The following is a 26,974-nucleotide window of genomic DNA, read 5'->3' as shown; positions in this document are numbered from 1 at the left end:
TTATAATAGGAATATTTTATACTATTTATACTATTTATTATCAAAAAAAGAAAATACAAGAAAAAATAGTTTCTTTTTTTTTTGGAAAAAGTAAAGGAGAATATTGGTAGTAAAAAAATTTATGTAAAAAATATAACTTTTAATATTCTTAAAAAAGAATTTTATTTACATGATGTAAGTATCATAGATCATCACGAATTTTCTTTTATTCATTTTTCCAAATGTAAAATTTCTATTAATAATTTATTTCAATATATTTTAATCAATTCAAAATATTTAGATATAGGAAATTTAATTATTGATAATCCAAAAATATTTGTTAAAAAATACTTTAAGGAAAAAGAAAATAATTTATTTTATCTATTAAAAGAATTTATAATAAAAAAGAATTTGAGTAAAAATCCTATTGGAATTATTACTTGTTCTAATTTGAAAGTAAAAAACGCTTGTTTAACATACGAAAATATAAATTCTAAAAAAAATTATAGAAATAATTTTTCTACTTATATAAAGGATATTAAAATTGATAATAAAATAAAAGCCACCATATTTTTTTTAAAATTAAATGGATGGATAAAAAGAAAAAATTATAGAATTAAAAATTTTTTCTGCCGTTTTACATATCATCCTTCGAAATTAAAAATTCATAATTTTTTTATAAAAACAAATAATAGTTTTCTGAAAGGAAAATTTCTATTCTATAGTGAATACGAAAATCCGTTTTTTTACGAAAAAAATAGAAATATACAAGGGGAAATTTTTGAAGGATCTAAATTAGGGATAGATTTAATGGAACTATTTTTTTCTACTAAAAAATGGTCTTCCAATTCTATGTTTTTCATTCAAGGTATTATAAATGGTAAGTTAAATAAAAAACTTTTTTTTTCTAAAATTTTGATAAAAAATGTTTATGGAAATAAGATTTTTTCAGAAAAAATTAATATTTTCTATTTTAGAAATAAATGGAAAGAAATTCAATTTTTAAAAACCATTCTTAAAATTTCACCTCATGAAATACAAAAATTCATTTTATCAAATTTTCATTCAAAATTTAATTTTATAAAAAATTATTCTAAAAGTTGTATTTATAGAGGAAATATACTTATAAAAAAAAGGTTTTTAAAACTAAATGGACATATTCAATATAATAATATTAGAGCAAATATATATACTGGTATTAGTATTAACGATAAAAATATACAGTATACAGGAAAAATTTTAACAGAAAAAAAAAATATTTTTTTATTAAAACTACCAAAAATATCATTTTTTAGTAGTTTTCCATCAGATTTATGGATTTTTAAATTTAAAGGAATTTATAACAATTTTTTTTTGAAAAAGAATGTTAAAAATGATTTTCACAACTTTTTTACTACTTTATTTTTTTCTAATTATGAATCAAAAATAAATTTTAATAGAAAAGAAAATTCATATTTTCAAGAATTTTCTATAAATATAGCTAAATATAAAAATGAAAATAGATTTTTTATAAAAATATTTTCACATGAAAATAAATTTTTTAAAAAAATGTCCATAAATATATCCGATATAATTATCGGTCATATTTATGGGCATTTTGGATGGAATAATTTATTAAAATCATTAAAGGATGAGTTATATTGTTTAATAACAAAGAAAAAAATAGAAAATAATTATTTAGAAAAACAAAATGCTTATTTTAATTTATTAATTAATAAATCTTTTTACAAATTTTTTAATCAACAAAGAAAAATGAAAATACAATCTGATAATATTCAATTATCAGGACTATTAAAAAATAGGAAACTAAAAATTAGTTTTTTTACCAAAAAATTTCAATTAAATGAAATTTTTATAAAAAATATTTCTATTAAGGTAAATTCTTTTTTAAGAGAAAAAATAAAACTATCTCTTGAAAAGATGTTTTTTAAAAATTTTATATTTAAAAATATAGATCTATCTATTTTAGATAGAGATCACTCTCTATTTATTTATTCCAATTTTTTTTTCAATTTCCAAAAAAAAGAAGTAAAAAAACAAACCTTTAATTTAATTTTTCAAAAAATTAATGATCCATATAAAAAATGTAAGGAAAATAATTTTCTTATTTTTTTTATTCTTTCTTCTAAACTAAATATAAATGGATATGATTGGTTCATTATTAATCATATGAATAATAATATTGGAAAAATAAAAATAGACTTATTAAATCGGAGGTTTACCATTAATAATCTTGTATTATCTTCAACTTTAAAAGAAAAAGAAAAAAAAATAATTGTTATAAATTCCTATTTTATTGAAAATAATTATAATAAATTCCAATTTATACTAAAAAATATAGAATTAAAAAGAATAATTCCAAGAAAAAATATAATGATTGATGGTACTACAAACGGTTTTTGTATTTTACAAATAGGAAAAAATAAAATTGAACTTAATAAAATAAATATAAAAATTAACAATATTTTAATTGAAAAAAAAGTTCTTGGAGATTTTTATATTTACTCTTTTCCAGATAAGAAAAATTATAAAATAAATGGAATTTTGAAAAAAGGATCTTCTGAAATTTTATTTTTATCTGGAAATATTAATAGTGAATTACAAAAAAAATTAAATCTTGATTTAAATGTAAATATTCATAATTTTAATATTAGAGATGTTTCCTTTTTTTGGAAAAAAATTAATAGTGAAGCAAGAGGAATTATTGTAGGGAATATTCAAATTAAAGGATCCTTAGATAATCTTCATTATTTTGGAAAATTAGAAATTAAAAAATTTGGAATAAAAATAAATTCCATAAATACAGATTATGAAATGATAAATACAACTTATATAGATCTTATTCATAATTCTTTTATTTTAAATCCATCTTCTTTTATAGATACAAAATACCATACAAAAGGTTATATAAATGGGCATCTATTACATAATAATTTTTTTCAATGGAATTTAAATTTATCTATAAATACAAAAAATTTACTTGTTTTAAATACAAATAAAAAACGTAATACCTTTTTCTTTGGAAAAATTTTTTCTAATGGAAAAATTAAAATAATAAAAAAAGATAAAAGTGTAAAAATTTACATGAAAAAAGGAAATATTTTAAGTTCTTCTCATTTATATATCAACCCAAAAGGATTAAAATATAAAAAAAATAATTTTATTGACTTTGTAAGTCCTAATAATAAACATTTTAATAAAAATGATATCCAAAAAAATGAAATAAAAAAAATAGAAAATGATAATAAAGAAAATTTTTTCTCTTTAAATATAAAAACATCTATAAATAAGAATACCAAAGTTTCAATATTATTAGATAATAATTTGGAAAATTTTATAGAACTAAAAGGAAAAGGTTCTTTATTTTTAAAAAAAGATCCAGATACAAATATCCAAACCAGTGGAAAATATTTTGTAATAGATGGATTTTATCATTTTTCCAATCAAAAAAAAATTCCAATTTTTAAATTAAAAAAGAGATTTAAAATAAAATCAGGTGGATTGATTACTTGGACAAATAATTTCGATCACTCAAATATTAATTTGATAGCATATTATACAAGATATGTATCTAATGTAATAGATTATTTAGATATCCAAAATCATTCAAGTACTTATAATCCCATAATATTTACAAAATTAAAAATGAATATTTATGGAGACATAAAAAAACCTAATCTAAATCTAGATATTCTATTTCCAAATAGTAATGAAGAAATCCAAAAAAAATTATTCAAAAAATTAAATTCTTATGAAGAAAAAAATATTCAATTTTTTTCTATTTTAACCTTAGGAAAATTCTTTTTAAAAGATTTTCTAAAAAAAAATTTTTTATCCTCTTTTATTTATGACTTTTTTTTAAAACAGATAGGAAATCTACTTTCAGAAAGTAATCCATCATTGAACGTTAATTTCGATTTTATAAAAAAAAGAGAAAAAAACAAATATAGAAGTCTACTTTCTTCAATATATTATGAGATTAATGATCGTATTTCTATAAGAAGTAATATAGAATTACTTCTAAAAAAAATGAAAAAAGAAAAAAGAAGTCTATTTAGTATAGGAGAAATTCAATTAGATTTAGATCTCCATAGTACTAAAAATAGCCACTTAAAATTCACCATTTTTTCTCGTCCAAATGATAACTTTCTTCTTTCTAAGAAAAAAAATACCATAAATCATGATATTTATCCACTTTATGGAAGTGGAATTGTTTACAAAATTTCATCAGATGATTTATGGAAAAAAATTTATGAATTTTTTTTCCATAAAAAAAAATTATACAAAAATAATAAAAAATATATTGAAAAATAAGGAAATAAATCTTAAAAAGAAAGTTTTGTATCTTGGTGTTTTTAATACTTTTATACGAAAAAAAAATATATATAATAATGATTCCAAGATATAATACAGATGAAATAGATAATACTATTGTCAGAAATCTGAATCTAAATGCTAGAACTCCATATACTGAAATAAGTAAAAAAATAAGTAAAGAAATTAAACCTTTATCTGTTGGAACTATTCATGTAAGAGTAAAAAAATTAGAAGAAGCTGGTATTATAAAAGGAAGTACATTAATAATAGGATATGAATCACTAGGTTTTAATCTAATAGCTTTTGTAGGAATATTATCTGATTCTCGTGAATCAAAATTAGTCAAAGAAAAATTAAAAAAAATTCCAAATATTGTACAATTATATATAACTTCCGGTAAATATAATCTTTTTTGTAGAATTATCGCTAGAGATCCTTCAGATGCTAGAGATGTTATTTCTAAAATTGGAGAAATTAAAGGAGTTCTTAGAACAGAATCTACAATTTGTTTAGAAGAAAGTATTAATGATGAAAATAGATTGCTTTCTAATATATTGAAACAATATAAATCTTCTTAATTTTTAAGATTGTCCAATTTTTTTTATCCTTTTTTTAAATTTTCTAAGAAAATATTTATCCTTCCAAAAAATTGCATAGTTTCAATTTTTTATTAAGGGAATGTCTAAATTATTATTAAGGATTGATTTATATAAAAATATTACAGATAAGATTTTGATCTTACTTATTTCTATCTTAGCCTTGACCTTTTTTTTTCCAAAAAAAGATATAGTATTCATTTTTGAATACTATATCCCAGTTTCATATAAAAAAGATTCTAAAAAAAATTTTTTATATGAAAAAACAAAATCTATTACTAAAACTAAACATTTTATTGAAAAAGGGAAAAAGAATAATATTATAGATGAATATAAATTTCGAACATGTTCTTTTTTTAAGAACGAAAATGAATCTAGAATATGGAATAAAAAAAAGTATTATGGTTTAATTATAGGATATTTTTTAATGATAAGCATAATATTGAAGATATTATATCTTTTTTATTTCCAAAGCAAAATATTTAAAAATAATAGAAAAATAAATTTCTTAATAATCAATATCTTGTTGATATCTTTAATAACAATCTTAACTATAATATATCATTCTAAAACATTATATTTAATTCCATTTTGTATTTTTCCTATAAGTATTCGTGCCTTTTTTAATATAAATTTAAGTCTTCTTATCCATTTAATAACAATTTTATTATTATCTTTAATTACACCAAATAGCTCCGAATTTATTTTTCTTCAGGTTATTACAGGTTTTTTAGTAATGCTAACAAGAAAGAACCTTTATAAGGTAACTTATTTATTTTTTTCAGTAGGGAAAATAACTATTACTTATATCATTACTTTTTGCTCACTCACTTTAATTCGTAAAGGATCCTTAGAAAATATTTCCTTATATACTTTTTCTCTATTTTTTTTTAGTGGGATATTAACTTTATTTGTTCATCCATTAATATTTTTTTTTGAAAAATTGTTAAATATTACTTCAGATATTTCATTATTAGAATTTTCCGATATAAATACCCCAATACTAAGATTACTATCTCAAAAAGCTCCAGGAACTTTACAACATGTTTTAACTGTAGCAAATATAGCAGAAGAAGCGGCCGTTTCTATTGGTGCTAACTCTTTGTTAGTAAGAATAGGAGCTATTTATCATGATATTGGAAAAATTAAAAATTCTATATTTTTTACTGAAAATCAGTATAACATACTTAATCCTCACGAAAATATAAGTCCAAAAGAAAGTGCTAAAATTATTTTGGACCATGTCCCAATTGGAATTGAATTAGCTAAAAAATATCAATTGCCTAATCTCATTATGGATTTTATACGAACACATCATGGAAATCGTATTGTTCATTTTTTTTATGAAAAACAAAAAAAAATATATCCAAATATAATAGTAGATGAAAAAGAATTTCAATATTCTGGACCTAAACCATTTTCTAAAGAAACCGCTATTGTTATGATTTGTGATTCTGTAGAGGCCGCTTCCAAAAGTATAAAAAATCCATCTAACAAAGATCTAGAAAATGTAGTAGAAAATATTATTAATAAACAAAAAAAAGAAAATCAATTTTCTAATGCAAATATTACTTTAAAAGAAATAGAAAAAATAAAAAAAGTTCTTAAAAAAAAATTAATAAATATTTATCATACTAGAATTGAATACCCTATTTAATTTGTTTATTTAATAGATCTACTTTAGATTTGTATATATACATATACAAGGAGAGTTGCCGGAGTGGTTAACGGAACAGTTTGCTAAACTGTCGGTATGAAAAAAATATCGCGTGGGTTCGAATCCCACATTCTCCGCTTTTTAACGGGGTATGGCGTAGTTTGGTAATCGCGCCTGGTTTGGGACCAGGAGATCGTAGGTTCAAATCCTGCTACCCCGATTCTTATGGGTCACGTAGCTCAAATGGATAGAGCAACTGCCTTCTAAGCAGTAGGTCACAGGTTCGAATCCTGTCGTGATCATTTTTTTATTATATTTTTTTAGATTTTAGTACTTCGTCGATCATCCCATATTCTTTAGCTTCTTCAGAAGTCATCCAATAATCTCTATCTGAATCTTTTTCAATTTTTTCAATTGGAGATCCTGAATGTATGGAGATAATATCATAAAGTTCCCTTTTTAATTTCAAAATTTCACGAACGGTAATTTCAATATCTGAAGCTTGTCCATGGGTCCCTCCTATAGGTTGATGAATCATAATTCTAGAATGTTTCAATCCAGATCTTTTATTTTTAACTCCAGAACAAAGTAAAACAGCGGCCATAGAAGCAGCTACTCCTGTACAAATAGTAGCTACATCTGGTTCAATAATCTGCATTGTATCATATATTCCTAATCCAGCATGAACATCACCTCCAGGTGAGTTAATATAGATTTGTATATCTTTTGATGTATCTACCGATTGCAAAAATAACAATTGTGCCTGAACTATATTAGCTATTTGATCTTCTATAGGAGTTCCTAAAAAAATCACACGATCCATCATTAAACGAGAAAAAACATCCATTTGAGCTACATTTAATTTACGTTCTTCAACAATATAAGGAGTCATCATTTTAATATATTGATCTATAAATAAACTATTTATCCTTTGATCTTTTACAGCAAATCTCACAAATTCTTCAGAATTTTTTTTATGATAATTCATTTTTATTTACTTATATATATGGATAATATTTTATCAAATTTAATCATAATTACTATTATCTATCCATATATTAAAAAAAATAATGCAGAACTTAGAAAGTCCTTTAATTTTGATAAAAAAGTTTTGAATTTGTGTACAAAAAATTATTGATTCAAACCATAATCTATTCTATAGGATTCCTTTTCCCAAAGATTATTAATTATGCTTTTCTAAAATTTTTTACTAAATCTTTAAAAAGAGAAGAGTTTTCTCTTTATACAGATATGTATGCGTTATCCTTTTTAGTTATAGGGTTCCTTTCTTTTGGATTAGAAAATACTTATTTTAGATTTTTATCTAAAAAAAATCACAACAAGGAAGTTATTTTTTCAACAATAGTTATTATACAATTTTTTATAACATCTTTATTTTTAATATTTTCTATAAATTCAATAAAATACTTAGTTTCTATTGCTGGATATAAAAATCATCCAGAATATTTTTTCATGTTTTTTATAATTATATTTTTTGATACTATTTGCATTCTACCTATGGCTTGGATTCGTGCTCATGAAATGGCTTTAAGATATACTACTATAAATGTTATAAACATATTAGTACAATCTATTTTTATAATATATATGTTTTCTTTTTATACACCATTAAAACAAACACCTTTTATCCCAGAATCCTATTCTTACATTTTTGAATGGATTAATTCTTTTACAGATAAAATAGGATATATATTTTTTGCAAATATGATTGCTTCTTTAAGCAATTTTATTTTAATTATTCCTATTCTTTTAAGGAAAGTAACCATAAAAAAGTTTAATAAAATTCTAGCTAAAGAAATGTTAAATTATGGAATTCCTATTATGCTTGGAACTATGGCTTTTTCTATTAATGAAAATCTTGATAAAATATTAATTAAAAGATGGCTTTCCGATGAAATAAACGGGGCTTATTCCGCTTGTTATAAAATCGCATCTTTTATGAGTTTATACATTCGTGCATTTAGATTAGGAATTGAACCTTTTTTTTTTAAAAAATCTGAAGATGCTGATGCAAAATATTATTACGAAGAGATTATTTATATATTTATTATACTTGGTTTAATATTTTACGTATTAATATGTGGGAATATTTCCATTCTCATAGATTTTTTAATCGATAAAAAATATCATATTGCAATATCTATTATTCCAATAGTAATGATGGGAAATTTATTTTTAGGAATCTATACAAATTTATCCATTTTTTATAAAATTATAGATAAACCTATTATTGGAACTTATATATCCTTAATAGGTGTTTTTATTACAATTTTATTCAATATAGCATTTATATTAATTCCTAATAGCAGTTTTATGATACCTGCTTGGGGAACTATAACTTCTTATGGAAGTATGGTATTAGTTCTATATTTTTGGGGTAAAAAAAATTTTCTTAAATTCTATAAAAAAACGTGGAATATTATCCTTCATTTATTATTTGCTTTTTTCCTAGTTTCATATATAATTAATCATAAAAATAGGATAGAAATTCACTTTTTTTTACAATTTTTATATATAATTATTGTTTTTTTATTCGAAAAAAATAATTTTTTTTCTAAACTAAAATAGAAAAATAAAAAAAAAAGGAATATTTTGCATAAAAAAAGTTATCCATCAACATTCATTTTAAAAGCAAATATTCAAAAACCAATTTTCATAATTTTTTTGGAAAGAAAGTTAATTTCAACAGGTTTTTATTTAAAATTTTCTAAAAATATTAAAAAAGATTTTTTTATAAAAAAAAAATTTATTGATACTGGAACAATTTGTATTATCCATATTTCGGATAAAAAAAAAGAAATAGAAAAAGGGGATAACCAATATTATAAGGAATTAAAAGTAATTATAATAAATATTTCTTTAAAGAATATTTTAATTCAACCTAACGAAAAAATTGCAATTATGGATGTTTATCCAGAAATAGAAATAAAATGGAAAAAATGTTCCATTTTAAATAAAAGTAAAAGAGGAAATAATAGTTTTGGAAGTACCGGAATATAAAATTGTGGATTAAACTTAATCTATTTCAATGTATGAAAATCATAATTCCTATGGCCGGAGAAGGATCACGTCTTCGGCCACACACTCTAAGAACTCCTAAACCTTTGATTTCAATCGTAGGAAAACCGATCTTGAAAAGATTGTTGGAAAACTTATTTAAATCTATTGAAATTCTCTCAATAAAAGAAATAGTTTTTATTATAGGAAAAGTAGGGAAAAAAATAGAAAAACAATTAATAAAAATATCTAATGATATAGGATTTCACAAAATTGTAATATACTATCAGGAAAAACCATTAGGAACTGCTGATGCTCTTCTTAAAGCAAAAAATTCTTTAATAGGCCCCATAATTATTGCTTTTTCCGATACTTTATTTTACAATGATGATTTTGAAATTATAAAAAATACAAAAATAGAGAATATTATATGGACAAAACAGGTTAGAAATCCTAATTTATTTGGAATTGTAGAAAGTGAACCATCAGGATTAATTACTCGTTTTATAGAAAAGCCAAAAAGTAACGTATCTAATTTGGCTATTATTGGTCTTTATTATTTTAAAAATAGTTCTCTATTGAAAAAAGAATTACAATATATCCTAGACCATAATATTAAAAATGAGAAAGAATATCAATTGACTTCTGCATTAGAAAATATGAGAAAAAAAGGAATTAGATTTACTAGTCAACAAGTTCAGATATGGATGGATTTTGGAAATAAAAAAAGAACTATTTCCTCTAATTCAAAAATATTATCCATTGAATCCAAAAAATTAGAATTAATTCATGAAAAAACGATGATAAAAAATAGTTTAATTATAAGACCTTGTTTTATAGGAGAGAATACAACTATTGAAAATAGTATTATTGGTCCTTATGTTTCAATAGGAAAATTCACAAAAATAAAGAACAGTAACATAAAAAAATCTTTAATACAAGATTATACAAAAATACAACATGTGAATATTTACAATTCTATGATTGGAAGTTATACTTCTTATATAGAAATGGCAAAAGAAGTAAATTTAGGAGATCATTCTATTTTAAATTTTTAGTTTTTTATTTATATAAATAAAAAACTAACCAATATAATTAACTTAAAAAATTTAAATTAAAAAAAAGGCTTTAAAGTAAAACCTTCATATTAAATGAAAAATTCATAATTTTTTTTATATTTGAGTAAAATTTCCATTCAATGGATTTATTTTTTATTTTTTTTATGTTACTTGGAACATTTGGAACCACGGAAATTGTGGTTATTGTTATACTTGCACTATTACTTTTCGGTGGTAAAAAGATACCAGAATTAATGAGAGGATTGGGGACAGGATTAAAAGAGTTCAAAAAAGCTTCTGAAAAGGAAAATTCCGCAGAAGAAGAATAGAAATTTCTTTCATTTTCTGTTTTTTTTATTAGCACTTTTTTTTAACTAATAATTAATGAATGAAAAAGATAAGAAATATTATGTTTTTTATGCTCATATTCAAAAGCCTGATTATACAATCAGTATCAAAATCATTTGTTGAACAGAAAAGGAAAATAAATTATAATAAAAGCCTACCTATTCAAAAATTTGATATAAATCATATATATATAGATAATTTATGGAAAAAAATATTCGGAATCAAAAAAAAATATTTCTTTGGAAGAAGAAATTCCTTACCACATAAAAAAACTCTTATTATTACAAATATAGATGCAAATGAATTAAGATCTAGAATAAATAATCTAAATCAAAAATCTCAAATAAAAATACTTAAATATAATACCATAATACATGCATCTGTAGAAAGCTATCTTCGTATGGGAAAATATATAGGAAAAGTTATTTCATTATCTAATTTTTATTTTCCTATGTTTGAGGAAAAATTAGAAAAATATCGTATACCAAAAGAATTAAAATATATTGCTATCATAGAATCTAATCTAAATTCTACCATTACATCTAAATCTGGAGCTCAAGGAATTTGGCAATTTATGCCTGAAACTGGAAAAATATACAATCTCCATATCAATAATATTTATGATGAAAGAAATGATCCAATGAAATCTACAGAAGCGGCTTGTCGATATTTTAAATATTTATATAATAAAATAGGAAATTGGGAATTGGTTCTAGCGGCCTATAACGCTGGACCAAGTACAATAGATAAAATAATACGGCTTCATAATAAAAAAGATTTTTGGAGTTTATGGGATTTTTTCCCGAAAGAAACCAAAAATTATATTCCAAAATTCATTGCTATTAATTATGTAATGAATTATTACAAAGAACATAACATACAACAACTACCCCCATGTTCCCATTTTTGTATTAGATATAATGATACCGTATTAGTTCCAATAAAAGAAAAAATATCTTTGAGGTTTTTTGCATCCGAATTAAATATTTCCTATAAAGATTTAATGTTTTTAAATCCACAATATCTTGTAGATATTATTACTCCTGAAGATGGAAATAAATATTTTTTAAGATTACCAAAAGGAAAAATTTCTCTTTTAAAAGAGAAAGAGAAGGAAGACTTTTTGAGAAAAAAAAAAAATAATAATTAATTGATGATGAATGGATGAATTTCTACTATCAGATACCATTTTATTTACAAGATTATGAACGAAAAATTTGAACAAAAAAAAAAATCCCTAAGACTTGTATTAGATAAAATGGATAAAATATATGGAAAAGGTACAGTAATGCGCATGGGAGATTCACGTATAGAAAATTTAGAAATAATTTCTTCTGGATCTCTTAGTTTAGATATAGCATTAGGGATAAAAGGATTTCCTAAAGGTCGTATTATAGAAATATTTGGACCAGAATCTTCTGGAAAAACTACTTTAGCATTACATGCTATTAGTCAATCACAAAAAATAGGTGGATTTGCAGGATTTATTGATGCAGAACATGCTTTTGACTGTGTTTATGCTAAAAAGATTGGTGTGGATATAAAAGAATTAATCATTTCTCAACCAGATAATGGAGAACAAGCACTTGAAATAGTGGATAATTTAATCAGATCAGGGATTATGGATATGATAGTAGTAGATTCAGTAGCAGCTTTAACTCCGAAAAGTGAAATTGAAGGAGAAATGGGAGAATCCAAAATAGGACTACAAGCAAGACTGATGTCTCAAGCTTTGAGAAAGCTAACTTCTAGCATAGGTAAATCTAAGAGTATACTTATATTTATTAATCAATTAAGAGAAAAAATTGGGGTTTATGGGAATCCAGAAGTAACTACCGGAGGTAATGCCTTAAAATTTTATTCTTCTATACGATTGGATATTCGGAAAGGAAATCAAATTAAAAACGGAGAAAATATTTTAGGAAATAGAACAAAAGTAAAAGTGGTAAAAAATAAACTTTCTCCTCCTTTCAAAACTGCTGAATTTGATATTATGTACGGAGAAGGTATTTCAAAAATAGGAGAAATTCTTGATATAGGAGTTGATTTGGGAATTATTCAAAAAAATGGATCTTGGTTTAATTATGGAGATATGAAATTAGGTCAAGGAAGAGATTCCGTAAAAGAATTTTTAAAAGGGAAAAAAAATATTATAAATGAAATGCAAAAAAATATAATAAATCAGCATTTTCAATAGTAAAAATATATGAAAATTACTTTTTTAGGAACTGGTACCTCACAGGGAGTCCCTATCATTGGGTCCAAACATCCAGTATGTTTATCAAAGAGTCCAAAAGATAAAAGACTTCGAAGTTCTATTCTTATTGAAAAAGATAAAAAATCATTTTTGATAGATTGCAGCCCTGATTTTCGTTATCAAATGTTAAGAAGTAATCATGAAAAAATAGATGCGATTTTTATTACACATGAACATCACGATCATGTAGGGGGATTAGACGAAATAAGATCTATTAATTTTAAAATGAAAAAAACGATTCCAGTTTATGGATTACGTCGTGTATTAGAAAATTTAAAAAAAAGATTTTACTATATTTTTTCAAAAAATAAAAATTCAAATACTTCCAAAATTTCTATCTATGAATTGGATAATTATATGGATACTTTCATAGTAGAATATTTTAAAGTTATTCCTTTATATATATGGCATGGTCCTCTTCCTATTTTAGGATTTCGTATAGAAAACTTTGCCTATATAACAGATGCAAGTAGTGTTCCTATTCATACCATGGAAAAATTAATAGGTTTGAATATTTTAGTCTTAAATGTATTAAGAAAAGTTTCAAAACATTCCTCTCCTTTTACATTATCCGAATCATTGGAACTAATCCAAAAAATTGGACCTAAAAAAACTTATTTTACACATATAAGCCCTTTACTTGGATTTCACGATGAAATTCAAAATCAATTACCTAAAAATGTTTATTTAGCTTATGATGGACTGATTGATTATATATAAACTACTATTAACTATATAATTTTAACTCATCTTTCTTATCATAGAATATCTCCTATTTATATAAATAGAAGTTCAGACATTATAACTATATTATAAATTTTTTTGAAAAAAAATATTAAATAGATATCAGTATGCGAACGTTAAAAAAATTTCTTTTTTCCACAAAAATTACTTCTGTTTTATTTTTATTGTTAGCCTTATCTATGGCAATAGCTACTTTCTTAGAAAAGAAATATTCTACAGATATAGCAAAAATATTTATTTATGAATCTACTTGGTTTGAAACTATTATTGTTCTAATTATAATAAATTTAATAGGAAATATATGGAAATATAAGCTTTGGAATAAAAAAAAATTTCCTTTATTAATTTTTCATATATCATTTGTATTTATTTTTATGGGAGGAGTTATTTCTAGATACTATAGTTTTGAAGGAATGATGTCTTTAAGAGAAGGAGAAACTAATGGAAAAATTATTTCTAGAAAAAATTATATAAAATTGAAAGTACATAGAGGGATGAACACAATGGTTTATAATGATCCTTATATTTTATCTTCTTTTCATAATGGATATAAAGGAAAATTTTTTTTTGAAGGAGATTTATTGAAAATAAATATTATAAACTATATTCCATGTGCAAAAGTATTTCTTTCTAAAAAAAGTCCGGGGGAAAAAATTATAAAAATAGTTTCAACCAATAAAAAAGGGAGAACGGAAAATTTTCTTAAAAATGGAAAAATAATAAAAATAAATGGATTTTTTTTTTCCCTAAATAAGGATATTCCTTTTGGAATTCAAATTTTTGAAAAAAATGATAAACTTTATGTAAAATCTCCTTTTTTAGGGAGAAGAATGAATATGATCAATAAAGAAATTACATTCTTATCAAGAAATACTATTACACCTATAAAAATAAGAAGTTTATATCAAATAGAAAAAAATAAAGAAGTAGTTCAATGGGTTATTCCTGAAGGAATTGTAAAAGGAAAATTAGAATATATTAAGTCCTGTAATGATGATAAAAAAAATGATAATTTATTAGATGCTATTACGGCTAAGATAGCCTTTCAAAATAAATATAAATTGGTCACTTTTTTAGGAGGAAAAAATAGAACGGAAATGAGTGAACCTATATTCTTCAATAATCACCAAATTTCCATTGGATATGGATCTATTCTTTTGAATCTTCCTTTTTTTTTAAAGTTAAATAAGTTTAAGGTCGAAAATTATCCAGGTTCTGGATTTCCATCTTTTTTTATTAGTCATATAACTCTAATAGATAAAGAAAAAAAGAAAAATTATTTCATTTACATGAACCATGTTCTTAATTACAAAGGATATAGATTTTTTCAATCTGGATATGATCCAGATGAAAAGGGGACCCATTTTTCTGTAAATAATGATTATTTAGGTACTAATTTTTCTTATTTTGGATACTTTTTGATGAGTTTAGGAATGTTTCTTACTTTATTTTGGAAAGGAACTCGATTTAGTTTTCTTAAAAAGAAATTAAAAGATTTATCTAAAATTTCTATATTTTTTATTTTTTTTTCATTAATCAACAGCCATTTTATTTTTTCTCATATTCATGAATTGAAAAAATTCAAAAAAATTTCTTTAAAAGAAATTTCCTATAATATTCATATTCCTAAAAAACATGGAGAGAATTTTGGGCGTTTACTAGTACAAGATAATAAAGGAAGAATAAAACCTATAAATACTATGGCGTTAGACCTTCTTCGAAAGATTCATAAAAAAAGTCATATAGGAATTTTAGATGCTAATCAATGGTTTATATCTATACATCAAAATAATATATTTTGGGCAAAAATTCCTTTTATTAAAGTGGATAAAAAGGGAGGTACTGAATTTTTAATTCAAACAAAAGCCAATAAAGAAGGTTATGTATCTATGATAGATCTTTATACTGTAGATTCAAAAACATCAAAATTAAAATTTATTCTACAAAAAGATTATGAAAATTCTTTTTCTAAAAGTCCCATTCAAAGAAATGAATATGATAAAGCCGTTATTAACCTTAGTGAACGCGTAGGAGTTATTCATGGAATTTTTCAAGGTAAATACCTTCGTATTTTCCCTATTCCAAACGATATAAATCATACATGGTCTAGTTGGATAATTCCAGATTCCAATAGTTTAAATCCAATTGGATTATTGATGTTCAAAAATTATTTGAAATCTTTGTTTCATGCAAAAAATGAAAATAATTGGAATATTTCGGATAATGAAATAAAAAAGATACAATTGTATCAATTGAAAAATTCTAAATTTATTTTACCTTCAAAGAGAAAAATAGATATAGAAATTTTTTATAATAAATTGAATATTTTTTACTTTTTGCCTTTTTTTTATTCCGTTATTGGAATAATAATTCTTATAAGTTCTTTTATAAAAATTTTCTTTGAAAAAAAATACATATTTTGGATCTATAGAATTTTAATTTCATTTTTATTCATTCTATTTATTTTTGAATCTTTAGGTTTAATTTTAAGATGGTATATTTCTGGTCATGCTCCATGGAGTAATGGATATGAATCATCTATTTTTATTAGTTGGTGTTTGGTAGGTATAGGATTAATCTTTTATAAAAATCAATTTGTTTCAGGAATTACTGCATTAATTGCCTCTATTTTATTGATGATAGCATCACATAGTGATACTCTGGATCCAGAAATTACTAATTTAGTACCTGTTTTAAAATCTCATTGGTTGATAATACATGTAGCTATCATTACATCAAGCTATGGATTTTTTTTCACAGGATCCTTTTTAGGAATTTTAGTTCTTCTTTTATATATTCTTTTAAAATATAATTCTAAAAAAGAATATAAGAATAAAATTAAAATTCATATCGATAAATTAACTATTATTAATGAAATGAGCCTCACTATAGGCCTATTTCTATTAACTATAGGAACTCTTTTAGGATCTATTTGGGCTAATAGTAGTTGGGGCCGTTATTGGAGTTGGGATCCAAAAGAAACTTGGGCATTCATTAGCATAATGCTATATGCTTTTGTATTACATATGCGTCTAATACCAGGAATTAGAGGTATATTTTCTTTTAATTTTTCCAGTATATTGTCTATAAGTTCTATTATTATGACTTATTTTGGAGTGAATTATTATCTTTCTGGATTACATTCTTATGCTAGGGGAGAGCCAATTTCTATTCCTTATTGGGTTTATTATAGTTTACTAATTTTAGGATTCATTTCTCTTTTATCCTATTATTCATATTATTCGAATAAATTTAATGACAAAATTACGGAAAAATAGATAAGTAATATTCCTTATTTTATATATTTTTTGTAAAAAAAAGAAAAATTTGAAAAAAAAGGGGGGTACTCTATTTAGAGACGCGTTTGGAAATTTTCATTTCGTAAAACGTTTTTTAATTTTCACCTTTGGTTGTATTTCTTACAATCGTTATAATGGATTTAATCAATTACAATTAAAAGGAACAGAATATATTAAAGCTCTTCCTGATAAAAGAGTTCTTTTTGTATCTAATCATCAAACTTATTTTGCAGATGTGTTTGCTATGTTTCATGTATTTTGTAGTGTAAAAAATGGATTTATAAATACGATAAAAAATCCTATTTATCTTTTAAATCCTAAAGTTAATCTATACTATGTAGCAGCTAAAGAAACAATGAATAAAGGAATACTTACAAAATTATTTACTTATTCAGGAGCTATTACTGTAAAAAGAACATGGAGAGAGGGGAATAAAAAAGTAAATAGATCCGTAGATATATCTGAGATTACTCGTATGGGGACCGCTTTAAATGATGGATGGCTCATTACTTTTCCGCAAGGAACTACTAAAGAATTTGCTCCTGGACGAAGGGGTATTGTTCATGTTATAAGAAAATTTAATCCTATTGTAGTTCCTATTGTTATAGATGGATTTCAAAAAGCTTATGATAAAAAAGGAATTCGAATCAAAAAAAAAGGGGTTTTACAAAAAATGATTTTTAAAGAACCTATTAAATTGGATTTAAAGAATGATACTACGAATATGATTATGGAAAAAATTATGGACGCTATAGAACAATCTCCTAAATATTACAACAGAAAAAAAACTAAATTATGAAATACAAATATGTAATAGATACTTTCCTTGATTTTTTTCAAAAAAAAAAACATAAAATTATTCCTTCTTTCCCTATTTATTTAAAAGACGATCCTACACTTTTTTTTATTAATGCTGGCATGAATCCTTTCAAGGATTACTTTCTAGGATATAAAAATCCGGAATTTCGAAGAATCGTTAATATTCAAAGATGTCTTAGAGTTTCTGGAAAACATAACGATTTAGAAAATGTAGGATATGATAATTATCATCATACTATGTTTGAAATGTTAGGAAACTGGTCTTTTGGAGATTATTCTAGAAAAGAAACTATAGAATGGGCTTGGGAATTATTAATACAAAAATATAATATTCCAAAAAAAAATATTTACATATCCGTTTTTATTGGAGATGAAAAAGATGGATTATCCATGGATAAAGAAACTTACCAATATTGGAATTCGTTAACAAGTAAAAATAATATCCTTTTTTTTGGAAAAAAAGAAAATTTTTGGGAAATGGGGTCTACGGGTCCTTGTGGTCCTTGTTCTGAAATTCATATTGATTTTCGTAATCAAGAAGAAAAAAATAGATTACCAGGAAAATATCTGATCAATAAAGGACATCCTAAGATGATAGAAATTTGGAATTTAGTTTTTATAGAATTTTTTAGAAAATTAGATGGATCCTTGGAGATTTTATCTACAAAACATGTAGATACAGGGATGGGATTAGAAAGATTATGTATGATATTACAGGGAAAGTTCTCTAGTTATGAGACGGATATATTTTTTCCAATAATTAGAGATATAAAAGATTCTTTAGGAAAAATTTATAAAGAAGAATTTTATCAAGATGTATCCATACGTATTATAGCCGATCACTTAAGAGCTCTTGTTTTTTCTATCTACGATGGTCAATTACCATCAAATAATGGAGCTGGTTATGTTATAAGAAGAATTTTAAGAAGATCCGTTATTTATGCAACTCGTTTTTTATCTAAAAAGAAACCTTTTATTTACAAATTTGTGGAATCTTGGGTAAGAGAAATTAGAATATTTTTTCCTGAATTGGAAAATAAAAAAGAATACATAAAGCATGTAATTGAAGAAGAAGAAACCTCTTTTTTTAGAGTAATTGAAAAAGGGTATGAACGATTTCATCATTTAATCATAAAAACTAAAGAAAAAAATCAAAAAATTATTGACGGAAAAAGTATTTTTCAATTGTACGATACTTATGGATTTCCCATAAAATTATCTAGAATATTAGCTGAAAAAAATGATTTTTCTATAGATGAAAAATCATTCCAAAAAGAATTATTAAAACAAAAAGAAAAATCTAAAATAGATAATAATCTCATTATAAAAAGTGATTGGATAAAAATTCATAATAATCAATTTGTGAATGAAAATGAAAATTTTATAGGATATGATTTTTTAGAATATAAAATTTTCATTCTAAAATATAGAAAAGTAGAAAATAAATCCGTAAAAAAAAGAAAAAATTCTTATTACGAGTTAGTTTTTTCCAAAACACCTTTTTATCCTGAAGGAGGAGGACAATTGGGGGATACTGGTTTTATAAAAAATAAAATAGATAAAATTTTTATTGAAAATACAATAAAAGAAAATTCTATGAATTTACATATTGTTCGAAAACTTCCTTTGAATATTGATTCATCTTTTCAAGCAATAGTAAATAAAAATAGAAGAATAGAAATTGAAAAAAATCACACATCTACTCATTTATTACATTTCTCATTAAAAAAAGTTTTGGGGGACCATATTCAACAGAAAGGATCTTATATTGGAGAAGATTATTTACGTTTTGATTTTTCACATTATAAAAAAATAACTACAGAAGAATTAAATAAAATAGAAAAATTAGTTCAAGAATTAATTTTTTCTAATCTTCTTCTAGAAGAAAAAAGATCTTTTCCATTGAAAGAAGCCATAAAAAAAGGTTGTTTCGGAATATTTCATGAAAAATATAAAGAAAAAGTACGTGTAATCACTTTCGGAAATTCTTCCGAATTATGTATTGGTACACATGTCAAATGTACTGGATTAATTCAAGTTTTTGAAATTTTATCAGAGGCTTCTATATCGTATGGAATACGTAGGATAAAGGCTATAACTTCTAAAAAAGCTATTCAATATTTAAAATCTATTCATTTTCAACATAAATCATTAAAAAAAATTCTAAAATATCCGGAATCCCCGATAAAGAGTTTTCTTAGTTTACAAATAGAAAATAAAAAATTAAAACAAGAACTTGAAAAAGGGTTTTCACAGAAAATTAAAATTTTAAAAAAAGAGTATTTATTAAAATCGATCCAACTATCTTATATCACATATATATGTGATATATCTAATGAAGATAAAAAATTAAATCCCAACCTTATTAAGAAAATTGTTTTAGATTTACGAAACGAAGTATCGAATTTATTTATGGTAGTAAGTTTTATCAAAGATAAGAAAATAATGATTTTTATATCTATTTCTGATTCTGTAATCAACAATAAAAATATTCATGCTCATAAAATTATCCGTAAAATGGCGGATTATATCCATGGAAAATATTGGGGTAAATCTTTCTTTTCTATGGCAATAGGAAGCAATATAAATGGACTAAGTTTAGTTTTGAAAGAAACGAAAGAATTTATAAAATTTTTTAAAAATGATGATAGAATTTCTTTTTGAGAGATTTTTTTTAAAATTGTTTAAATTTGATAAATATTTTTTTTGGTAAAAATTTGTATATGAGTGATGATCGATATTCTTTTCTAAACTCTATCCATAATATAGAGTTTCTTTATAAGAAATATAAAGAAAATCCTAATTCAGTAGAACCAAGTTGGTGTGCTTTTTTTTATGGATTTGATTTTAATGAAGAAAATTATCAAAATTTTCATGAAAAAATGAATCAACTCTCTACTAAGAGTAGTCCCATAAATGTTCCAATTATTAACACAATTACTAAAGAATTTTTAGTTTATAATTTGATTCAAGCTTATCGAAAAATTGGTCATTTTTTTACTAATACAAATCCTATACGAAAAAGGAGAAAACATTTACCTTCTTTAGATTTAAAAAATTTTGGATTATCTGAAAAAGAACTTGATCTTTCGTTTGAAGCAGGAAAATTAATTGGTATTGGAAAAAATAGTTTAAAAAACATTATTAAACATCTAAAAAGTATTTATTGTAATTCTATAGGGATAGAATATATGTATATATCGGATCCTAAAAAAATAGAATGGATTGAAAATTGGTTTCTAAAAGAAAAATTCGAATTTTCCAAAGAAAAGAAAAAATTTTTTTTAAAAAAATTAAATGAAGCAGTTTCCTTTGAAAATTTTATTCATACTAAATTCGTAGGTAAAAAAAGATTTTCTATAGAAGGAAATGAATCTATATTACCGGCATTGGAAGAAATGATAGATTACACTTCCAATAAATATATGACCGAATATTTTGTCGTAGGTATGTCTCATAGAGGACGTTTAAACATTCTTTCTAATTTCTTAAAAAAAGAATATTCTCATATTTTCAGTGAATTCCAAGAAAAAAAATATAAAGAAAAATCATTTTCCGGTGATGTTAAATATCATTTAGGTTTTACAAAAATTAGAAAAACTTTTAGTGGTAAATATATAAAAATAAGTCTTGTTCCAAATCCATCTCATTTAGAATCAGTAGACGCTATTGTTGAAGGGCTCACTCGTTCTAAAATAGATATTGATTATAATCAATATAGTGATTCAAAAAAAATAATTCCCATTCTTATTCATGGAGATGCTTCTTTATCAGGACAAGGAATTGTATACGAAGTAATACAACTATCTAAATTAAAAGGTTATAAAACAGGGGGGACCATTCACCTCGTGATTAATAATCAAATAGGATTTACGACAAATAACACAGAAGGCCGTTCTAGTCCCTACTGTACTGATATAGCAAAAATTGTTCTTTCTCCAGTATTACATATTAACGCAGATGATATAGAATCTGTTATTCGAGCAATTCATTTTGCAGTAGATTTTAGAATGCATTATCATGAAGATATTTTCATAGATTTACTTGGGTACAGAAAATATGGACATAATGAAGCGGATGAACCTCGTTTTACTCAACCTACTTTATATAAAGTTATTTCCAAACATACAAATTCATATAATTTGTATAAAGAAAAATTAGAGAAAGAAGGGATCATTAATTCAATTGAAATAAAAAAAATGGAACAAGAATATGAAAAAATTCTAAATATAGGATTTGATGAAGCAAAAACTATTAAATGGAATATTCTAAATTCATTTTTAGAAGAAGAATGGAAAAACTTTCCTTATAAAAATAAGGAAATTTTTCATAAAGTAAATACTCAATTTTCAATTGAAAGACTTATAGAAATTTCCAATAAAATTTTTACTCTTCCTACGGATAAAATATTTTTTAAAAAAACAAAATCTATCTTTCAACAAAGATTAGAAATGGTTAAAAAAAAATTAGTAGATTGGAGTATTGCAGAATTGCTATCCTATGGAACACTTTTAGATGAAGGATTTAATATTCGTCTATCAGGAGAAGATGTTGTAAGAGGGACTTTTTCTCAACGACATGCAATTGTAAAAACAGAAGAAGAAGAGGATATTTTTTTACTTAATCATATTCGAATAGGACAAGGAAAAATGCAAGTTTACAATTCTCCACTTTCTGAATATGGAGTTTTAGGTTTTGAATATGGATATGCGATGTTATCTCCTTATACTTTGACTTTATGGGAAGCTCAATTTGGTGATTTTGGAAATGGAGGACAAATTATTATAGATCAGTATATTTCCTCTGGAGAAAATAAATGGAAAATTAGAAATGGAATTGTAATGTTCCTTCCTCATGGATACGAGGGACAAGGTCCAGAACATTCATCTGCACGTATTGAACGTTATTTACAACTTTGTGCTAACAATAATTTATTTTTGGTTAACTGTACTACTCCTGCTAATTTTTATCATCTTTTGAGAAGACAAATGAAATTAAATTTTCGGAAACCTCTTGTAGTTTTTACCCCTAAAAGTTTACTTCGTCATCCAAAATGTATATCAAAAATGGAAGAACTTTCTGAAGGAGAATTTCAAGAAATTTTGGACGACACTTCGGTTATAGATATAGATAAAGTAACAAAATTAATTTTTTGTTCTGGAAAAATATATTATGATTTGCTAAAGAAAAAAGAATCTATTAAGGATGAAACAACAGCTATAATTCGTATAGAACAAATTTATCCTTTGAAAATAAAAAAAATTATAGAATTATTTAATAAATACAAAAATAAAAAAAGAGTCTTCTGGGTCCAAGAAGAACCAGAAAATATGGGATTATGGAGTTCTATTTTTAGAAAAATAGGGAATAGTCTGTCATTTCATTTAATAGCACCATATGAAAATTCTAGTACATCTACAGGATCTTATATAGATTTTTTAAAAATTCAAAATAAAATATTAGAAAAGGCTTTTCTATAGTTTTAAAATTATAAAATAATACTTAAAATTTAAATTATCTATGATAATAAAAGTCAAGACCCCTTCTCCAGGAGAATCAATTACAGAGGTAGAAGTTACCTCATGGCTTGTTAAAGATGGGGATTACGTTTCCAAAAATCAGGTAATAGCTGAATTAGATTCAGATAAAGCAACTTTAGAAATTTCTGCAGAAGAAAATGGTGTAATAACCTTAATGGAAAAAAAAGGAAAAAAAATAAAAGTAGGGGATATTCTATGTACTATAGACACTTCTAAAAAAAGAAAAATTTATGAGGAAGAATCTAAAAAACCATATCCTGAAGAAAAAAAAAATAAGATTAATAAAAATAAAAAAAAGGAAACAGTTTCTTATAATAAGAACTGGCCTTCTCCAGCATCAAAAAAAATATTGGCAGAAAAAAATATTCCTATAGAATCCATTCAAGGAACGGGGAAACATGGAAGAATAACAAAAAAAGATTGTATTATTTCTGAGACTACGACCGATATACATTTCCCTTATATTATAGGAGGAAAATCTACTCCAGTGTATCGTTCAAAAAGAGTTACTACTCTTTCTCCTCTTAGAAGAAAAATCTCTGAGAGATTGGTTTCTGTAAAAAATAAAACGGCGATGCTAACTACTTTTAATGAAGTAGATATGCAGGAAATTTTCTTAATAAGAGAAAAATACAAAAGTATTTTTAAGGAAATACATGGAGTTAATTTAGGATTTATGTCTTTTTTTACTATTTCTTGTGTTAGAGGTCTATATATATATCCAGATATTAATGCAATAATCCATGGAGAACAAAAAATTAATTTTGAATATTGTGATATTAGTATTGCTATTTCAGGACCTAAAGGTTTGATGGTTCCAGTCATTAGAAATGCAGAACATTTATCTTTTCGTGGTATAGAACAAGAAATTAGTAGATTATCTACACGTGTTCGAAATGGAAAAATTTCTATAGATGAAATGAAAGGAGGCACTTTTACCATTACTAATGGTGGAATATTTGGATCTATGCTTTCGACTCCAATAATAAATCCACCACAAAGTGCTATTTTAGGAATGCATAAAGTAGTGGAAAGACCTGTAGTTGTTAATAAATCCATCGAAATACGTCCCATAATGTATTTATCGTTATCCTATGATCATAGAATAATTGATGGTAAGGAAGCTGTTGGATTTTTAGTATCTGTGAAAGAATCAATAGAAAATCCAATAAAATTTTTAATGGGAGAAAATGAAAAAAACATTCCTAAAATATTGGAATTATGATTCTAAAAAAAAATTTTGGAATATAGAATATAGGGGAAACTTATAAACCTATTGGATAGAATTCTATCAATTTTTTCAATAGAAAATTGACCTTTTTAGTATAAATAATAAAATACCATTAAAGGATTATATTATGGATTTACCATATTTTAAAAATTTTTTCTGATATAAGGATTTTGTCTATCTACCATATTCATTTTTCTCATTTGTATTTTTATTATTTGAATTTGATCATGCAATAGACCTCTTGTATCCATCTTTTTTGCTTCTGATAATAATAGTTCAGCTTTTTTTTTATTTCCTCTTGATAAAGAGGAAATTGCTAAGTTTAATTTAGCTATAGCTATATTTTGCTTAAATTTTAACCCAAAATCTATAGCTTTTTGCATATAATTTTCCGATTGATGCATATTCGATTCTGAATATAAAATTCCATGAAGAAAATAGTAATAGGCCATTTGATTTTTTCTTAGTTGTAATTTTGGATTTTTTATAAAGTCTAAAGACTTCTTTAATCCTTTCATATCTTTTTTTTTTATTTTAAAAAAGGCTAATAATAAAAATTCATTCCTGAAATAAAAAAAGATAGGAAGTAATCCAAAAAAAATTATAATTATTCCAAATAAATAATTTTTATTCCAAAAAAAATAAATAGATCCTATAAAAATAAATAAGGAAAAAAGTATTTTTGTGGATTTTTTCATCAAATTTTTATTAAAAATATTTATATTTTTTAATCCAATTAATGAGATCCTGATAATTGTAATTGTTTAAAGAATGTCCCGAATCGTATTCTTTGTATTGTAAAGAAAGTATTTTCTTATTTTTAAGAAAGTGAATCCCTTTTTTTACCAAATTAATAGGACAAATGGTATCATATTTTCCATGAGAAATAAAAAATTCTAAATCTTTATAAGAAGCACAATTCATTTTTTTTGGTAAAAGTTTTTTTTCTAAATATCCACTTAAAGCAATGACTTTTTTTACTTTTTCAGGATTTTTAAAAGCAATAGCATAACTTAGAATAGCCCCTTGACTAAATCCACATAACCATACTTGGTTTTTGTTTAATTGATATTCTTTAATAGCTTCATCTATAAAACAAGATATTTTTTCAATAGTTTTCTTAGCTTGTAAAATATTTATGAATCGATCTTCATTAGAAAAATCTATATCATACCAAGAATATTTATCTGATCCAAAAGAATAAAATCCTTGAATACTAATTATAAAAAAATTTTCTGGAATATCTTTTTGAAAAGAGAAAAGATCCTTTTCATTACTTCCATATCCGTGAATCATTAAAAAAAGAGGAGGTAAATATTGATTGACTATTTTTGGTTTTTTGATAATATGTTTAATAGAAAGTTTATTTAAAAGCATTTTTGTTAATTTTACTTAATTACTATTCCATTTTCTATTTTCAACTTTTCATCTGCCATATCTGCTAATTTTAGATTATGTGTTACAATTAAAAAAGTTTGTTTAAATTCTTCTCTTAGGGAAAAAAAAAAATCGTGTAATTTTTTAGCATTTTTCATATCCAGGTTACCTGAAGGCTCATCTGCAAAAATTATTTTAGGATCATTAATTAATGCTCTTGCAATACATATCCTTTGTTTTTGACCTCCAGATAATTCTTCAGGTTTTGAGTTTTCAAATTGAGAAATATTCAATTTATTCAATAATTTTTTTCCTTTTTTTTTACATTTTTTTTATCCCTAATTTTTATCAATCTTGGCAAACAAACATTTTCTAATGCTGTAAATTCAGGAAGAAGTTGTGGTGTTTGAAATATAAATCCAATTTTTTCGTTTCTAATAATAGATAGTCTTTTTTCCGAAATGGACAATACATTTTCTCCATCTATTTTTAAAACTGTTTTTTCCTTTTTTTTTAAAGTAGGATTCTCTAAAGTTCCCAGTATATGCAATAAAGTACTCTTTCCAGATCCAGATTCACCTAATATACATACTATACTTCCTTTTTTAACTATAAGATTGACTCCTTTCAAAATTTCTTCTTTTCCAAAGGATTTATAAATATTTTCAGATTGAACCATAAATTTTTATGTAAATTTAGTAATCTTATCATTAAGAAACTAAAAAAAACTTTTC

The 26,974-nt window shown here is 23.7% G+C and carries 18 protein-coding genes, 3 tRNA genes and 1 pseudogene; 18 read left to right on the top strand and 4 right to left on the bottom strand.

The annotated features are described in order from the left end of the window. The first annotated feature begins 81 nt into the window (after positions 1–81). The 6 genes from DM815_RS03040 to DM815_RS03015 all read left to right on the top strand — a co-directional run bounded on the left by DM815_RS03040 (position 82) and on the right by DM815_RS03015 (position 6,851). Positions 82–4,293, top strand: coding sequence for a translocation/assembly module TamB domain-containing protein (locus DM815_RS03040; RefSeq protein ID WP_235610004.1), 4,212 nt, complete (start codon positions 82–84; stop codon positions 4,291–4,293). A gap of 77 nt (positions 4,294–4,370) precedes the next feature. Continuing rightward, a complete protein-coding gene (locus tag DM815_RS03035; protein WP_110509312.1) occupies positions 4,371–4,874 on the top strand; it encodes an Lrp/AsnC family transcriptional regulator in 504 nt (167 codons plus the stop codon). A 100-nt stretch (positions 4,875–4,974) separates the two neighbouring features. Continuing rightward, the gene (locus DM815_RS03030) at positions 4,975–6,549 is read left to right on the top strand and encodes an HDIG domain-containing metalloprotein (protein ID WP_110509311.1); all 1,575 of its coding nucleotides are present in this window, start codon (positions 4,975–4,977) and stop codon (positions 6,547–6,549) included. A gap of 49 nt (positions 6,550–6,598) precedes the next feature. Next, positions 6,599–6,686 (top strand) — tRNA-Ser (locus DM815_RS03025). A gap of 8 nt (positions 6,687–6,694) precedes the next feature. Next, positions 6,695–6,769 (top strand) — tRNA-Pro (locus DM815_RS03020). A gap of 8 nt (positions 6,770–6,777) precedes the next feature. After that, positions 6,778–6,851 (top strand) — tRNA-Arg (locus DM815_RS03015). A gap of 8 nt (positions 6,852–6,859) precedes the next feature. Here the strand turns inward: DM815_RS03015 and DM815_RS03010 are convergent. Further along, the gene (locus tag DM815_RS03010) at positions 6,860–7,537 is read right to left on the bottom strand and encodes an ATP-dependent Clp protease proteolytic subunit (RefSeq protein WP_110509309.1); all 678 of its coding nucleotides are present in this window, start codon (positions 7,535–7,537) and stop codon (positions 6,860–6,862) included. A gap of 131 nt (positions 7,538–7,668) precedes the next feature. Here DM815_RS03010 and DM815_RS03005 point away from each other — a divergent pair, with 131 nt between their 5' ends. From DM815_RS03005 to odhB, 12 genes are all read left to right on the top strand, one after another. After that, positions 7,669–9,138, top strand: a complete 1,470-nt coding sequence (locus DM815_RS03005; RefSeq protein ID WP_110509307.1) for a lipopolysaccharide biosynthesis protein — start codon at positions 7,669–7,671, stop codon at positions 9,136–9,138. Between the two features lie 24 nt (positions 9,139–9,162). Further along, positions 9,163–9,570 carry a deoxyuridine 5'-triphosphate nucleotidohydrolase gene (locus DM815_RS03000; protein WP_110509305.1) on the top strand — a complete coding sequence of 136 codons (408 nt, stop codon included), beginning with the start codon at positions 9,163–9,165 and terminating at the stop codon, positions 9,568–9,570. Between the two features lie 32 nt (positions 9,571–9,602). Further along, a complete protein-coding gene (locus tag DM815_RS02995; RefSeq protein WP_110509303.1) occupies positions 9,603–10,625 on the top strand; it encodes a sugar phosphate nucleotidyltransferase in 1,023 nt (340 codons plus the stop codon). A gap of 140 nt (positions 10,626–10,765) precedes the next feature. Beyond that, positions 10,766–10,954: a twin-arginine translocase TatA/TatE family subunit gene (locus DM815_RS02990; protein ID WP_110509301.1), complete on the top strand. Its 189-nt coding sequence runs from the start codon at positions 10,766–10,768 to the stop codon at positions 10,952–10,954. 80 nt (positions 10,955–11,034) lie between these two features. Further along, entirely contained in the window at positions 11,035–12,123 is a 1,089-nt protein-coding gene (locus DM815_RS02985; RefSeq protein ID WP_235610003.1) for a lytic transglycosylase domain-containing protein, read from the top strand. Positions 12,124–12,177: 54 nt separating this feature from the next. Then, positions 12,178–13,170, top strand: a complete 993-nt coding sequence (gene recA / locus DM815_RS02980) for a recombinase RecA (protein ID WP_110509297.1) — start codon at positions 12,178–12,180, stop codon at positions 13,168–13,170. Positions 13,171–13,179: 9 nt separating this feature from the next. Continuing rightward, on the top strand, positions 13,180–13,950 hold the full coding sequence (locus DM815_RS02975) for an MBL fold metallo-hydrolase (RefSeq protein WP_110509295.1): 771 nt from the start codon (positions 13,180–13,182) through the stop codon (positions 13,948–13,950). Positions 13,951–14,081: 131 nt separating this feature from the next. Continuing rightward, the gene (ccsB, locus tag DM815_RS02970) at positions 14,082–17,252 is read left to right on the top strand and encodes a c-type cytochrome biogenesis protein CcsB (RefSeq protein WP_110509293.1); all 3,171 of its coding nucleotides are present in this window, start codon (positions 14,082–14,084) and stop codon (positions 17,250–17,252) included. A gap of 49 nt (positions 17,253–17,301) precedes the next feature. Continuing rightward, complete coding sequence (locus DM815_RS02965; RefSeq protein WP_110509291.1) at positions 17,302–18,072, top strand: lysophospholipid acyltransferase family protein; 771 nt, start codon at positions 17,302–17,304, stop codon at positions 18,070–18,072. Beyond that, on the top strand, positions 18,069–20,756 hold the full coding sequence (gene alaS / locus DM815_RS02960; protein WP_110509289.1) for an alanine--tRNA ligase: 2,688 nt from the start codon (positions 18,069–18,071) through the stop codon (positions 20,754–20,756). Before DM815_RS02965 ends, alaS begins: the two co-directional genes overlap by 4 nt. Before the next feature lie 59 nt (positions 20,757–20,815). Then, positions 20,816–23,572: a 2-oxoglutarate dehydrogenase E1 component gene (locus tag DM815_RS02955; protein WP_110509287.1), complete on the top strand. Its 2,757-nt coding sequence runs from the start codon at positions 20,816–20,818 to the stop codon at positions 23,570–23,572. A gap of 40 nt (positions 23,573–23,612) precedes the next feature. Then, positions 23,613–24,857: a 2-oxoglutarate dehydrogenase complex dihydrolipoyllysine-residue succinyltransferase gene (gene odhB, locus DM815_RS02950; protein ID WP_110509285.1), complete on the top strand. Its 1,245-nt coding sequence runs from the start codon at positions 23,613–23,615 to the stop codon at positions 24,855–24,857. 149 nt (positions 24,858–25,006) lie between these two features. Here the strand turns inward: odhB and DM815_RS02945 are convergent, their stop codons facing one another. The 3 genes and pseudogenes from DM815_RS02945 to DM815_RS02935 form a co-directional block, all read right to left on the bottom strand. Continuing rightward, positions 25,007–25,561 (bottom strand): hypothetical protein, encoded by a 555-nt coding sequence (locus DM815_RS02945; RefSeq protein ID WP_110509283.1) that lies wholly within the window; start codon positions 25,559–25,561, stop codon positions 25,007–25,009. 10 nt (positions 25,562–25,571) lie between these two features. Then, entirely contained in the window at positions 25,572–26,240 is a 669-nt protein-coding gene (locus tag DM815_RS02940; protein WP_110509281.1) for an alpha/beta hydrolase, read from the bottom strand. Positions 26,241–26,251: 11 nt separating this feature from the next. Beyond that, positions 26,252–26,919, bottom strand: a pseudogene (locus tag DM815_RS02935) (ABC transporter ATP-binding protein). Positions 26,920–26,974 lie beyond the last annotated feature (55 nt).

It is taken from the genome of Blattabacterium sp. (Cryptocercus kyebangensis), assembly GCF_003226855.1.
In the GTDB taxonomy this organism is placed as follows: Bacteria; Bacteroidota; Bacteroidia; order Flavobacteriales; family Blattabacteriaceae; genus Blattabacterium.
This window is presented reverse-complemented; position numbering and strand designations above follow the sequence as displayed.

What these genes read in the sequence shown, in the direction of transcription:
- DM815_RS02955 (WP_110509287.1), top strand. Translation starts at nt 20,816, where the DNA reads ATGAGTGATGATCGATATTCTTTTCTAAACTCTATCCATAATATAGAG.
- ccsB (WP_110509293.1), top strand. Translation starts at nt 14,082, where the DNA reads ATGCGAACGTTAAAAAAATTTCTTTTTTCCACAAAAATTACTTCTGTT.
- recA (WP_110509297.1), top strand. Translation starts at nt 12,178, where the DNA reads ATGAACGAAAAATTTGAACAAAAAAAAAAATCCCTAAGACTTGTATTA.
- DM815_RS02940 (WP_110509281.1), bottom strand. Translation starts at nt 26,240, where the DNA reads ATGCTTTTAAATAAACTTTCTATTAAACATATTATCAAAAAACCAAAA.
- alaS (WP_110509289.1), top strand. Translation starts at nt 18,069, where the DNA reads ATGAAATACAAATATGTAATAGATACTTTCCTTGATTTTTTTCAAAAA.
- odhB (WP_110509285.1), top strand. Translation starts at nt 23,613, where the DNA reads ATGATAATAAAAGTCAAGACCCCTTCTCCAGGAGAATCAATTACAGAG.
- DM815_RS02990 (WP_110509301.1), top strand. Translation starts at nt 10,766, where the DNA reads ATGGATTTATTTTTTATTTTTTTTATGTTACTTGGAACATTTGGAACC.
- DM815_RS03035 (WP_110509312.1), top strand. Translation starts at nt 4,371, where the DNA reads ATGATTCCAAGATATAATACAGATGAAATAGATAATACTATTGTCAGA.
- DM815_RS02945 (WP_110509283.1), bottom strand. Translation starts at nt 25,561, where the DNA reads ATGAAAAAATCCACAAAAATACTTTTTTCCTTATTTATTTTTATAGGA.
- DM815_RS03030 (WP_110509311.1), top strand. Translation starts at nt 4,975, where the DNA reads ATGTCTAAATTATTATTAAGGATTGATTTATATAAAAATATTACAGAT.
- DM815_RS02975 (WP_110509295.1), top strand. Translation starts at nt 13,180, where the DNA reads ATGAAAATTACTTTTTTAGGAACTGGTACCTCACAGGGAGTCCCTATC.
- DM815_RS02985 (WP_235610003.1), top strand. Translation starts at nt 11,035, where the DNA reads ATGTTTTTTATGCTCATATTCAAAAGCCTGATTATACAATCAGTATCA.
- DM815_RS02995 (WP_110509303.1), top strand. Translation starts at nt 9,603, where the DNA reads ATGAAAATCATAATTCCTATGGCCGGAGAAGGATCACGTCTTCGGCCA.
- DM815_RS03010 (WP_110509309.1), bottom strand. Translation starts at nt 7,537, where the DNA reads ATGAATTATCATAAAAAAAATTCTGAAGAATTTGTGAGATTTGCTGTA.